At 70.5% G+C, this 12817-nt stretch carries 7 protein-coding genes; 4 read left to right on the top strand and 3 right to left on the bottom strand.

Features of this window, described 5'->3' with window-relative positions:
- Window positions 1-5 precede the first annotated feature (5 nt).
- Entirely contained in the window at window positions 6-902 is an 897-nt protein-coding gene (locus tag GT347_RS04365; protein ID WP_160550798.1) for a transglutaminase family protein, read from the bottom strand.
- Window positions 902-3535 carry a circularly permuted type 2 ATP-grasp protein gene (locus tag GT347_RS04370; protein ID WP_160550799.1) on the bottom strand — a complete coding sequence of 878 codons (2634 nt, stop codon included), beginning with the start codon at window positions 3533-3535 and terminating at the stop codon, window positions 902-904. Before GT347_RS04370 ends, GT347_RS04365 begins: the two co-directional genes overlap by 1 nt.
- 148 nt (window positions 3536-3683) lie before the next feature.
- On the opposite strand from GT347_RS04370, the gene GT347_RS04375 reads away from it, so the two are divergent.
- On the top strand, window positions 3684-4259 hold the full coding sequence (locus GT347_RS04375; RefSeq protein WP_160550800.1) for a hypothetical protein: 576 nt from the start codon (window positions 3684-3686) through the stop codon (window positions 4257-4259).
- A gap of 7 nt (window positions 4260-4266) precedes the next feature.
- Here GT347_RS04375 and GT347_RS04380 read toward each other — a convergent pair whose 3' ends face one another.
- Window positions 4267-7686, bottom strand: a complete 3420-nt coding sequence (locus tag GT347_RS04380; RefSeq protein ID WP_160550801.1) for a transglutaminase family protein — start codon at window positions 7684-7686, stop codon at window positions 4267-4269.
- A gap of 215 nt (window positions 7687-7901) precedes the next feature.
- Here GT347_RS04380 and GT347_RS04385 point away from each other — a divergent pair, with 215 nt between their 5' ends.
- The 3 genes from GT347_RS04385 (at window position 7902) to GT347_RS04395 (ending at window position 12784) form a co-directional block, all read left to right on the top strand.
- Entirely contained in the window at window positions 7902-10262 is a 2361-nt protein-coding gene (locus tag GT347_RS04385; protein WP_160555216.1) for a DNA internalization-related competence protein ComEC/Rec2, read from the top strand.
- A 92-nt stretch (window positions 10263-10354) separates the two neighbouring features.
- On the top strand, window positions 10355-11800 hold the full coding sequence (locus tag GT347_RS04390) for a circularly permuted type 2 ATP-grasp protein (protein ID WP_160550802.1): 1446 nt from the start codon (window positions 10355-10357) through the stop codon (window positions 11798-11800).
- A gap of 18 nt (window positions 11801-11818) precedes the next feature.
- Window positions 11819-12784 (top strand): alpha-E domain-containing protein, encoded by a 966-nt coding sequence (locus GT347_RS04395; RefSeq protein WP_160550803.1) that lies wholly within the window; start codon window positions 11819-11821, stop codon window positions 12782-12784.
- Window positions 12785-12817: the final 33 nt, after the last annotated feature.

Below are 12817 nucleotides of genomic sequence, written 5' to 3' on the forward strand. Positions count from 1 at the left end.
GCCGGCTACTCGATCGGCTCGACCGTGACGCCGACGTCCAGCGTGTGTTCGCCGCCGCCGTGCAGCAGGCCGCGCATCGGCGAGACGTCGCCGAAATCGCGGCCGTGGGCGATGGTGACATAGTCCTCGCCCGGCCTGCGCCGGTTGGTGGGGTCGAAGTCCCACCAGGCGCCGGGCTCCTGCACGTCGTGGCCCGGCGGCGCATATACCGACACCCAGGCATGCGATGCATCGCTGCCCACCAGCCGCGCCTGGCCGGGCGGCGGCACGGTCAGCAGGTAGCCGCTGACATAACGTGCCGGGATGCCCTGGGCGCGCAGGCAGCCGATCATGATGTGGGCGAAGTCCTGGCACACGCCGCGCCGCTGCGCCAGCGCCTCGACCGCGGGCGTGCCGACATCGGTGCTGTCGCTCTCGTAGAGGAAGTCGTCGTGGATGCGCCGCATCAGCGCATCGGCCGCCTGCAGCACCGGCATGCCGGGCTGGAAGACCGGCCGGGCATAGGCCGCGAAATCCTCGTGCTGGGGCACGTATTCGGAGGCGAAGACGAACTCGGCCGCGCGGTCCCAGACGCTGCCGGCGCGAAAGCGGAAACGCTCGCGCACCGCTTCCCAGGCGGCGCCGCCGTCCTCGGGCAGGGGCGCGGGCGGGCTCGTGTCGACCAGGCTCTCGGCCACCACCCGCAGTTCGTCGTGGGCCGCCTGCAGCGAGAAGAAGCTGCGGGTGTTGCCCCAGGCGTCCATGCGCTCGGAGCTGGCCGAGGGCTGCGGCGTGATGCGCATGCGGTGCTGCAGCAGCTTCTGGCAGGCGGTGTTGCGCGGCTTCAGGTGCACGATGTGCTGGGCGGTGTCCACCGCCGGCACATAGGCATAGACCGTCTCGTGTTGGATGCGCAGTCTCATCAGGTGGCGATGCTGTGGCGGGCGTCCGAGTGGGTGAAGTATTGGGCGCTGATCGCATCCGAGAGGTTGTAGGCGCTGTCGCAGCATTGCTGCAGCAGCAGCGCCAGCTGGGGCGAGGCCTTGCTGCCGTCCGGCCCGGAGCCGCACAGCACGGACAGGTCCCAGAGCTCGGTATTGGGCACCATCAGGCTGAGCGCGCCGCGCTCAGCGCCAGGGGCCGCATGGCCGCCCTCGCCTGCCGCGCGCACCTCGGCCAGCCGGGCCAGCCGGCCGCGCAGCAGCTGCGCCACCCAGCCGAGCGAGCGCGGGTTGTCGCGGTCTATCACCAGCAGGTCGACCAGGGCCGCGACCTCGCGGGTCTGCTGGTACTGGGCGTGGAAGGTGATGGTGCTGTCGAACAGGGCCAGCACGCCTTCGAAGCCGGCCTCGTCGAACACCGCGCCGGTCTCCAGCGCCAGCTGCAGGGCCGAGGCCAGGAAACCCAGCCTTTCGATATGGCGGCCGATGGACAGCAGGCGCCAGCCGTCGTCGCGGGTCATGCGGTCGGTCTGGCCGCCGGTGATCGCCGCCAGGTGGCTGCTGGCCGACTCCAGGATGCGCAGGGCATCCACCGAGAGATAGCTGTCCTCGCCCTCGTAGGCGGCGAAGCGGCGGTAGAAATCTTCCTCGGCATGCACGATGGTGCTCCAGTGCTCCTGGGCCAGGCGTTCGCGCACGCCGGCCGCGGCCAGGCGCTGCGAGCGCAGGTTCTGGCCGACGGAGAAACCCTCATCCGATGCCAGGGTGCGGATCAGCGAGCGTTCGAACACCCGGCGTGCCTGCGCGGCCGAGGGCACTTTGGAGGACACCAGGCCGTTGTCCACCGCCGTGGCCGAGAGCCAGGCCAGCAGCGGCTGCGAGGACTGGTCGTCGCCGTTGAGCGACTGCAGCACCAGGCGCGCCAGGCGCACGTTGTTCTCGGCACGCTCGGTGTAGCGGCCGAGCCAGAACAGGTGTTCGGCGGCGCGGCTGGTCACCAGGCGGGTGCGCCGGGTGATGATCTCGGGCATGGCATGGGTCGGCAGCAACGTGGCGGTATCGACCTCGCCCGGCGCCAGCACCCAGACATCGGCACTGCTGCCGCCGCGCTGCATCGAGACATGGGCGCTGCCAACGCCGGATGCATCGCCCACCACCCGCGCCATGCCGCCGGGCAGCACCCGCCAGCTGCCCGGACCGTCGGACACCGCGAACACCCGCAGCAGCACCGAACGCGGCGCGATGTGGCCGCCGCCGGCCGCCGGGTTCTGCTGCCAGGTGGGAATCTGCGACAGCGGCAGCTGCTCCTGCAGCGTGTGTTCGATGCTGCGGCGCTGGATGCGGCCGCTCCATTCGTCGCGGCCGCGCTGCGCCAGCTCACTGCCCAGCACTGCCTCGAAGGAGTCGTGCCAGGGCGATGGCGGATAGGTCGGCTTGATCACGCAGTCGGCCATGCGCGGCACCGCGTTCTCGCGCGCTGCATCCTCGCCGCACCACCAGGTGGGCAGGGCCGGCAGGGTGAGTTCCTCGCCGAGCAGATGGCGCGCCAGGGCGGGCAGGAAACCCAGCAGCGCGGGCGATTCCAGGAAGGCCGAGCCCGGCGCGTTGGCCAGCAGCACATTGCCGGCGCGCACCGCCTGCAGCAGGCCGGGCACGCCGAGCGTGGAATCGGCGCGCAGCTCCAGCGGATCGAGGAACTCGTCGTCCACCCGCTTCAACAGGCCGTGCACCGGCTTCAAGCCCTGCAGGGTCTTCAAGTAGAGCCGGTCGTCGCGCACCGTCAGGTCGCTGCCCTCGACCAGGGTCAGGCCGAGGTAGCGCGCCAGGTAGGCATGCTCGAAATAGGTTTCGTTGTAGGGGCCGGGCGTGAGCAGGGCGATCAGCGCGTCCTTGCCCGCCGGACTGCTGCGCTTGAGGCTCTCCACCAGCGCGCCGTAGGTGCTGGCCAGGCGCTGCACCTGCATCGACTCGAAGGCCTCGGGGAACTGGCGCGAGATGGCCAGCCGGTTCTCCAGCAGATAGCCCAGGCCCGAGGGCGCCTGGGTGCGCTGCGACACCACCCACCAGTGTCCGTCCGGCCCGCGCGCCAGATCGAAGGCGGCGATGTGCAGCAGCGTGCCCTTGGGCTGGGCGCCCTGCATCTCGCGCAGGAAGCCCGGATGGCCGTGCACCAGCGCCGGCGGCAGCAGGCCGCTGGCCAGCAGGCGCTGCTCGCCGTACATGTCGGCCATCACCCGGTCCAGCACATGCACCCGCTGCAGCACGCCGGCGCAGATGCGCTGCCAGGTGGCCGGATCGAGGATCAGCGGGAAAAGGTCGACCGACCAGGGCCGCGGCGGCGCGCTGCCCTCGTCGGCATAGACGTTGTAGGTGACGCCGTTGTCGCGGATCTGCCGGCGCAGGTTGGCCATGCGGCGGTCCAGGTCGTCGAGGCCCGACTCGCCCAGCAGGTCGAAGAAACGCGCCCATTCGGCCACCAGCGCACCATCGCTTGCGGTGCCGCCGCGCAACTCGTCGAAATGGCCGCGCGCGGCCGAACCCGCGATGGCATCGGCCAGCGCGGAGGGAGTCTCGGCGACCGTGCCGGCAAAAAGGGAACTGCGGGGTTCATCCATGGGAGGGGCGATTGTCCCTCATGACCGGCCCCGGCCTGTGGCGTGCGCACCATGGCCTTCGTCAGGCGGCCGGCAGCTTCGGCCCGGCTCCGGCGCGAAAGCCGGCGCCCGCCAAAGATGCCGGCTTTTTCCACGCCCGAGACTTGCCATGCCACGTTCCACCTTCCTGGGCAGCCCGCCCGTCGGCGCCGCCTTCACCTCGCTTCGTTCCCTGGCCGATGCACTGGCCGAAGACGGGCCGGACATGCCGGCGCCCGCGCCGCACCCCACGGCCGGCACGGTGCTGGCCGACCTGCCGCAGCACGGCGGCGCAAGCCATGGGTACCGCGGCGGCATCGATTCGGACGACGACGACATGGACGTCGGCAGGGACGCCATCGAACGCGCCGCGCGCCAGCACCGCCAGGGCCGGCAGCACCGCGAACGGGTGCTGCGGCTGTGCGTGAGCCTGAACCACGGCTGGGGTGTGCCGCCCTATATCGAGCCGGAGCCGGGCTACCGGCCGCCCGATGCCGAGACGCAGGCCATCGTCTGCTGGCGTTTCGAGGACGGCGTGCTGGAACTGCGCCCGCTCGGCGCCTTCCTGCAAAGACTCGACAGCGGCTTCGCCCTGCATCTGCACGGCAGCGGCCTCATGGCCATGCGCGACGGGCAGTGGGTGCAGGAGCCGGACCAGGCCTTCTTCCGCGACCTGGAAACCGCCGCCGGCCTGCCGGTGCTCTGAGCGCTGCTCAGCCGCGCCGCAGATCCAGCGTGTACGGAAACTCCCGGCTCGCCGCCACGCCCGAGATCGGCTCGGCCGGGATCTTCAGCTCCCCGGTCGAATGCCCGCTCTGGAAGAAACGCGCCAGCCGGCGGCTTTCCGCCTCGTTGGCATTGACCGGCAGCGTGGTGTAGTTGCGCCCGCCCGGATGCGCCACGTGGTAGCGGCAGCCGCCGATGGCGCGGCGCATGGCCACGTCCACGATGTCGAAGGTCAGCGGCGCATGCACGCCGATGGTGGGGTGCAGGGCCGAGTACGGGTTCCAGGCCTTGTAGCGCACGCCGGCGATGTATTCGCCCTCCACGCCGGTCGGCTGCAGCGGCAGCTGCCGGCCGTTGACCAGCACCGTGTGGCGGTGCGCGTCCAGCCCGGTGACACGCACCTCGATGCGCTCCAGCGAGGAATCGACGAAACGCACCGTGCCGCCGCCGGCCGTCTCCTCGCCCATCACATGCCAGGGCTCCAGCGCCGCGCGCAGCGTGAGCTGGGTGCCCAGCGCCTGCACCGAGCCGATGCGCGGGAAGCGGAACTCGAAATGCGGCGCGAACCAGGCGGCGTCGAAGGCATAGCCGGCGCCCCGCATCTCCTCGATCACGTCCTCGAAATCGGCCTGCAGGAAACCCGGCAGCATGAAGCGGTCGTGCAGCGTGGTGCCCCAGCGCGCCACCGGCGCCTGGAAGGGTTTTTTCCAGAAGCGCGCCACCAGCGCCCGCAGCAGCAGCTGCTGCGCCACGCTCATGCGCGGATGCGGCGGCATCTCGAAGGCGCGCAGCTCCAGCAGGCCCAGGCGGCCGGTGGCGGAGTCGGGCGAATACAGCTTGTCGATGCAGAACTCGGCGCGGTGGGTGTTGCCGGTGATGTCGATCAGGATGTTGCGCAGGGTGCGGTCCACCAGCCAGGGCGGCATGGCCTCGCCGTGCTCCTTGCGGGCGGCGGCGATCTGCTGCAGGGCGATTTCCAGTTCGTAGACCTGGTCGTTGCGGGCTTCGTCCACCCGCGGCGCCTGGCTGGTCGGGCCGATGAACATGCCCGAGAACACATAACTCAGCGAGGGATGGTTGTGCCAGTAGTGGATCAGGCTGGCCAGCAGCTCGGGCTTGCGCAGGAAGGGGCTGTCTTCCGGCGTGGCGCCGCCCATCACGAAATGGTTGCCGCCGCCGGTGCCGGTGTGGCGGCCGTCGGTCATGAATTTCTCGGCCGACAGGCGCGACTGGAAGGCGGCCTCGTAGAGGAACTCGGTGTTGCGCACCAGCTCGCGCCAGCTGGCCACCGGCTGGATGTTGACCTCGATCACACCCGGATCGGGCGTCACGGCCAGCAGCTGCAGGCGCGGGTCGCGCGGCGGGGCATAGCCTTCGAGCACCACCGGCATCTTCAGCGCGGCGGCCGTCGCTTCCACGGCCGTGAGCAGGGAGAGGTAGTCCTCCAGATGGCTCATCGGCGGCATGAAGACGTAGAGCATGCCCTGCTTCTTTCCGCCCTTCTCCACCTTCTCGCGTGCCTTGGCCTCGGCCTCGGGGCCATTGGCCAGGGCCGGGTCGCGCACTTCCACGCAGAGGCCGACGCGGCTGGTCCAGGGGGCCGATTCGAAACGCTGGGGTTTCTGCGTCATGGCGGCGGCCAGATGCGCCTCCTGTGCCTTGGCTTCCACCTGGCTGGGCAGCGGACGGCGCGGGGCGCTGGGGTCCAGCTCGATGACGTAAGGGATGTCCTCCACCTTGATCCAGGGCAGCGAATCCAGCGGCAGGCGAAAGCCCATCGGCGAATCGCCCGGCACCAGGCGCAGCACGCCGTCGCGCACGAACCAGGGGCCGGTAGCCCAGGTGGTGGCGCCGGCCACTTCCAGCGCCTTGCCGGGCTGCACCGTGTCGTCGCGCGGCGCGGCCTGCAGCGGCAGCAGCCAGCCGGTGGTGGCCGACAGGCCCTTGTCGAAGACGCGGCGCAGGCGTTCGCGCTCCAGCTCGTCAGCCAGGCGGGCATCGATCACATCGACGTTGACCGGCAGGCGGCGTTCGCGCCAGAGGTAGTAGAGCGTGTCCTCGTAGGCCGGCTCGATGTAGCTGTCCTGCAGGCCGAGCTGGCTGGCCAGGTGGCGGGTGAAGCGTTCGGCGTCGTCGGTGGTGAAGCTGTGCGGCTGGCGTTCGTCGGCCAGCAGGGCCTTGTCCTTCCAGCAGGGCTGGCCGTCGGTGCGCCAGTAGATGCCCATGGCCCAGCGCGGCAGTTGCTCGCCCGGGTACCACTTGCCCTGGCCGGTGTGCACGAAGCCGCCGGGGCCGTATTCGGCCTTGAGCTTGGCGACCAGTTCGGTGGCATGGGCGCGTTTGGTCGGGCCCATGGCCGCGGTGTTCCATTCGGCGGCGTCGCGGTTCTCGGTGGCCACGAAGGTGGGCTCGCCGCCCATGGTCAGGCGCACGTCGTAGGCGCGCAGTTCCTCGTCCACCGCATCGCCCAGGGCCAGCACCTCGTGCCATTGCCGGTCGCTGTAGGGCCGGGTGACGCGGGGCGATTCGTGCACCCGGCTGACCTTCATCTCGTGGCGGAAGTCCACCTCGGCCTTGCCCAGCAGCGCGCCCTCGATGGGCGCGGCGCTGCCCGGCGTGGGTGTGCAGGCCAGGGGGATGTGGCCTTCGCCGGCGAACAGGCCCGAGGTCGGGTCCAGGCCGACCCAGCCGGCGCCGGGCAGGTAGACCTCGCACCAGGCGTGCAGGTCGGTGAAGTCGTGGTCGGTGCCGCTGGGGCCGTCCAGGGCCTTCACATCGGGCGTGAGCTGGATCAGGTAGCCGGAGACGAAACGCGCGGCCAGGCCCAGGTGGCGCATCAGGTTGACCAGCAGCCAGGTGGAATCGCGGCAGGAGCCGCAGGCCTTCTCCAGCGTTTCCTCCGGCGTCTGCACGCCGGGCTCCATGCGGATCAGGTAGCGCACATCGCCCTGCACCTGCTGGTTGAGGCCGACCAGGAAGTCGATGGTGGCGCGCTCGCTGCGGTCGATCTTCTTCAGGTATTCGGTGACCAGGGGCGTGGCCGGCTCGGGCACCAGGTAGGGCGCGAGTTCCTCGGCGATCTGCGGCGTGTAGCGGAAGGGGAAGGTCTCGGCCTCGGGCTCCAGGAAGAAGTCGAAGGGGTTGTAGACCGACATCTCCACCACCAGGTCGATGGTGACCTTGAATTCGGTCGTCGGGTTGGGCACCACCAGGCGCGCCATGTAGTTGGCGAAGGGGTCCTGCTGCCAGTTGACGAAGTGGTCGGCCGGCTCGACCCGCAGCGAATACGAGATGACGTTGCTGCGGCAGTGCGGCGCCGGCCGCAGGCGCACGATCTGCGGGCCCAGCAGCACGGGGCGGTCGTAGCGGTAGTGGGTGACGTGGTGCAGAGCGGCGTGGATGGACATGCGCGGAGGGTGCTTTGCTGACGAGGAGGAGGACCGCAGGGGCGCGGACTAAAGCCGATCTGCATACTAGCAAGAGGCAAGCCCGAGCGGCGGTGCGCCACCCCTAAGATCTTTCGATCTTGTCCTGCCCGCCTACAGCCACCGTCCCGCCCCGCCATGGCCGGCCCTGGACGCCCTGGCTGGCCGGCTGGCTGGCGGGCAGCGCCCTGCAGCTGATGCAGCCGCGGCTGTGGAGCATGGCCGCCTATCTTGCTCTGGCCGCGTCGGCCCTGCTGGGCCTGCGCCTGGCGCGACACCCGACGAACGGCCATCGACTGCGCGCCGCGGCCGTAGCCCTGGCCGCCGCCTTCGCGCTGTGCGGGCTGCGCGCGGCCGCCTTCCAGGCACAGGCGCTCTCCCCGGCGCTCGAAGGCCGGGACCTGCTGCTGACCGGCACCGTGGCCGCCATGCCGCAGTCCACACCGAACGGCATGCGTTTTCGCCTGGAGATCGAATCCGCCAGCCAGGAGGGCGCGGCCGTGGCCGTGCCGCCGCTGATCGACATGGGCTGGTGGACCGAGTCCGGCGCGGGCGACGTGTTCGACGGCCCTGCCCTGCGCGCCGGCCAGCGCTGGCAGTTCACCGCCCGGCTGAAGGCGCCGCACGGCAGCCGCAATCCGCATGGTTTCGACTACGAACTCTGGGCCTGGGAGCAAGGCGTGCAGGCCACCGGCAGCGTGCGCCTGTCGCGCAGCCTGGCGGCGCCGCGCCTGCTGCAAGAGGCCGGCTGGCGCCACCCGGTGGAAGCGGCGCGGCAGTCGGTGCGCGATGCGATCCTGGTCCGGCTGGCCCGCGCCGAGCCGGGCGATGCGGCGCTGACCCTGTCCCGGCAACGCGCGGCCGGCGTGGTGGCGGCCCTGGTCACCGGCGACCAGCAGGCCATCGCCCGCTCCGACTGGGACCTGTTCCGCGCCACCGGCGTGGCCCATCTGATGAGCATCTCCGGCCTGCATGTGACCATGTTCGCCTGGATGGCGGCGGCGGCCATCGGCTGGCTGTGGCGCAGATCGGCCCGTCTGTGCGCCTGGCGGCCGGCGCCGCATGCCGCGCTGCTCGGCGGGATCCTGCTGGCCGGCCTGTATGCCCTGTTCAGCGGCGGCGGCCTGCCGGCGCAGCGCACGGTGCTGATGCTGGCCATCGTGGCCGTCCTGCGCCTGAGCGGTCGGCGCTGGCCCTGGCCGCAGGTCTGGCTGCTGGCCTGCGCGGCGGCGGTGGCGCTGGATCCCTGGGCCCTGCTGCAGGCGGGTTTCTGGTTGAGTTTCGTCGCGGTCGGTGTGCTGTTCGCCAGCACGGCCGCGCCTTTGCCACAGGCGCCGGAAGCGCCGCCATCCGCCCGGCACTGGCGGGCCCGGCTGGGCGCCCTGCTGCGGGAACAGGCGATCGTGACCGTGGCCCTGGCGCCGCTCACCCTGCTGCTGTTCAGCCAGCTCTCGCTGGTCGGGCTGCCGGCCAATCTGCTGGCGATCCCCTGGACCACGCTGGTCGTGACGCCGCTGTCCCTGCTGGGCGTGGCCTGGCCGCCCTGCTGGGACCTGGCGGCCGGGGCGGTGCGCCTGCTGGTGCTGCCGCTGGAGGCCATGGCGGCCTGGCCGCATGCGGTGCTGGCCCTGCCGAGCGCACCAATCTGGGTCACGGTGCTGGCGGTCCTGGGTGGTGCGCTGGCCTGCATGCCGGTGGCGCCACGGCTGCGGCTGCTGGGCATCGCCCCGCTGTTGCCGGCGCTGCTGTGGTTTCCGGTGCAGCCGCGGCCGGGCCGCTTCGAACTGCTGGCGGTGGATGTCGGCCAGGGCAGCGCGGTGCTGGTGCGCACGGCCGGGCATGCGCTGCTCTACGACACCGGCCCGCGCTACGGCGCCGACGACGACGCCGGCCAGCGCCTGCTGGTGCCGCTGCTGCAGGCCGCTGGCGTGCGGCTGGACACGGTCGTGGTCAGCCACCGCGACGACGACCATGCGGGCGGCGCCGCATCGGTGCTGGCCAGCCAGCCGCAGGCCGCGCTGCTCGCCTCCATCGAGGCGCAGCATCCGCTGCAGTCGCTGCGCCCGGCCACCCGCTGCGAGGCCGGCCAACACTGGTCCTGGGACGGCGTGGACTTCAGCATCGTGCATCCGCAGGCGGCCGACTACCGCCCCGGCACCGCCAGCAATGCCCTGAGCTGCGTGCTGCGCATCCAGGACGCCGACGGCCATGCGGCGCTGCTCACCGGCGACATCGCCGCCGCCGACGAGGCCCGGCTGCTCGCCTCCGGCGCCGAACTGCGGGCCGACTGGCTGCTGGTGCCGCACCACGGCAGCCGCGGCTCGTCCAGCCCCACTTTCATCGCGGCCGTCGCGCCGCGCGTCGCCATCGCCCAGGCCGGCTATCGCAACCGCTTCGGCCATCCGGCGGCCGAGGCCATGGCGCGCTACACCGGGCCCGGCGTCGCCTGGACCGACACCATCCACTGCGGCGCGGCCCGCTGGTCCAGCGAGCGCCCCGAAGAAGTCTTGTGCGAACGCAGGGAGGCGCCGCGTTATTGGCAGCACAATCCCGCCTGACTCCATGTCGGCGGGCAGGGTTTGCGTGGCCTCACGCGACATCCATCTCCGGCCTGGAACTTGCTATCCTCGGTGCAGGAGATCGCCCTTTCATGCGGAAATTCGACGAGATGTACGCCACGCTGCCGCCCGAGCCGGGCCAGGTGCGCGACCACTACAAAACCTATGACCGCTGGCTGGCCCAGCAGCCGCCGGACACCATGCTGCGGCGGCGCGAGGAGGCCGAAGTCATCTTCCGCCGCGTCGGCATCACCTTCGCGGTGTACGGCGCCAAGGACGAGGACGGCTCCGGCACCGAGCGGCTCATCCCCTTCGACCTGATCCCCCGCATCATCCCGGCCCACGAGTGGCAGCGCATGGAGCGCGGGCTGGTGCAGCGGGTCACCGCGCTCAACCGCTTCCTGCACGACGTCTACCACGACCAGGAGATCATCCGCGCCGGCGTGATCCCGGCCGACATGGTGTTGCAGAACGCCCAGTTCCGCCCGGAAATGATGGGTGTGGACGTGCCCCGCCACATCTACTCGCACATCGCCGGCATCGACATCGTGCGGGCGCCGGATGCCCAGGGCAACGGCGAGTACTACGTGCTCGAAGACAACCTGCGGGTGCCCTCCGGCGTCAGCTACATGCTGGAAGACCGCAAGATGATGATGCGGCTCTTCCCCGAGCTGTTCAGCCAGCACCGGGTGGCCCCGGTCGCCCACTATCCCGACCTGCTGCTGGAGACCCTGCGCGCCTCCGCGCCGCCGGCCACGCCCGATCCGACCTGCGTGGTGCTCACGCCCGGCATGTACAACAGCGCCTATTTCGAGCACGCCTTCCTGGCGCAGCAGATGGGCATCGAGCTGGTCGAGGGCCAGGACCTGTTCGTCAAGGACGACTTCGTCTGGATGCGCACCACCCGCGGCCCCAAGCGGGTGGACGTGATCTACCGCCGGGTCGACGACGACTTCCTCGACCCGCTGGTCTTCCGCCCCAACTCCACCCTGGGCGTGGCCGGCCTGGTGCAGGCCTACCGCGCGGGCAACGTCGCCATCTGCAATGCCATCGGCACCGGCGTGGCCGACGACAAGGCGATCTACGCCTACGTGCCCAAGATGATCGAGTTCTATCTGGGCGAGCAGCCCATCCTGAAGAACGTGCCGACCCACATGGGCCGCAACCCGGACGAGCTGAAGTACATCCTCGACAACTTGAAGGACCTGGTCGTCAAGGAAGTGCACGGTGCCGGCGGCTACGGCATGCTGGTGGGGCCGGCCTCGACCACCGCCGAGATCGAGGACTTCCGCCGCGCCATCCTGGCCAAGCCGGACGGCTACATCGCCCAGCCCACGCTCAGCCTGTCGAGCTGCCCCACCTATGTGGAGAGCGGCATCGCGCCGCGCCACATCGACCTGCGGCCCTTCGTGCTGTCGGGCAAGGAGGTGCAGATGGTGCCGGGCGGCCTGACCCGCGTGGCGCTCAAGGAAGGCTCGCTGGTCGTCAACTCCTCCCAAGGCGGCGGCACGAAAGACACCTGGATCCTCGAAGTCTGAGCAAAGAAGAGAACACGCATGCTGAGCAGAACCGCAGACCACCTCTTCTGGATGTCCCGCTACACCGAGCGCGCCGAGAACACGGCGCGCATGCTGGACGTCAACTACCAGACCGCCCTGCTGCCGCAGTCCGCCGAGGCCGCCCAGATCGGCTGGCAGGGCCTGCTGACCATCAGCGAACTGCTGCCGGCCTACCAGGCGGTGCACGGCGAGATCACGCCCTACCAGGTGATGAACTTCATGGTGCGCGACGAGGACAACCCGTCTTCCATCATCTCCTGCCTGAAGGCCGCCCGCGAGAACGCCCGTGCGGTGCGCGGCACCCTCACCACCGAAGCCTGGGAGACGCAGAACCAGACCTGGCTGGAGGTCAACCGCATGCTGCGCGCCGGTGATTTCGAGCGTGATCCCGGCGCCTTCTTCGAATGGGTGAAGTACCGCTCGCACCTCTCGCGCGGCGTGTCGGTGGGCACCATGCTGATGGACGAGGCCCTGCACTTCATGCGCATCGGCACCTTCCTCGAACGGGCCGACAACACCGCCCGCCTGGTGGACACCAAGTTCCACGCCATGCACAACGACTTCATCGGCCTGACCAGCGACGACAGCGAGCAGGAGTACGACTTCTATCACTGGAGCGCGGTGCTGCGCAGCGTGTCGGCCTTCGAGATCTACCGCCGCGTCTACCGCGACGTGATCCGGCCCGAGCGTGTGGCCGAGCTGCTGATCCTGCGCGCCGACATGCCGCGTTCCCTGCACGCCAGCCTGAACGAGGTGGTGAGCAACCTGCAGAGCGTGGTCGCCGGCAGCGAGCTGAGCATGAGCCAGCGCAAGGCCGGCAAGCTGCGCGCCGAGCTGCAGTTCGGCCATATCGACGAGATCCTCGCCACCGGGCTGCATGCCTTCCTGACCCAGTTCCTCGACCGGGTCAACGAACTCGGCGCCCACATCAGCCGGGAGTTCCTGGTACCCACGGCGGCCTGACCGCCCGCCAGGTTGCCGGACCCGCAGGGAGAC

It is taken from the genome of Xylophilus rhododendri (genome assembly GCF_009906855.1).
Classification (GTDB): Bacteria; Pseudomonadota; Gammaproteobacteria; order Burkholderiales; family Burkholderiaceae_C; genus Xylophilus; species Xylophilus rhododendri.

Coding starts and splice junctions, on each gene's coding strand:
- GT347_RS04395 (WP_160550803.1), top strand. CDS start 11,819: ATGCTGAGCAGAACCGCAGACCACCTCTTCTGGATGTCCCGCTACACC.
- GT347_RS04385 (WP_160555216.1), top strand. CDS start 7,902: ATGCAGCCGCGGCTGTGGAGCATGGCCGCCTATCTTGCTCTGGCCGCG.
- GT347_RS04365 (WP_160550798.1), bottom strand. CDS start 902: ATGAGACTGCGCATCCAACACGAGACGGTCTATGCCTATGTGCCGGCG.
- GT347_RS04375 (WP_160550800.1), top strand. CDS start 3,684: ATGCCACGTTCCACCTTCCTGGGCAGCCCGCCCGTCGGCGCCGCCTTC.
- GT347_RS04390 (WP_160550802.1), top strand. CDS start 10,355: ATGCGGAAATTCGACGAGATGTACGCCACGCTGCCGCCCGAGCCGGGC.
- GT347_RS04370 (WP_160550799.1), bottom strand. CDS start 3,535: ATGGATGAACCCCGCAGTTCCCTTTTTGCCGGCACGGTCGCCGAGACT.
- GT347_RS04380 (WP_160550801.1), bottom strand. CDS start 7,686: ATGTCCATCCACGCCGCTCTGCACCACGTCACCCACTACCGCTACGAC.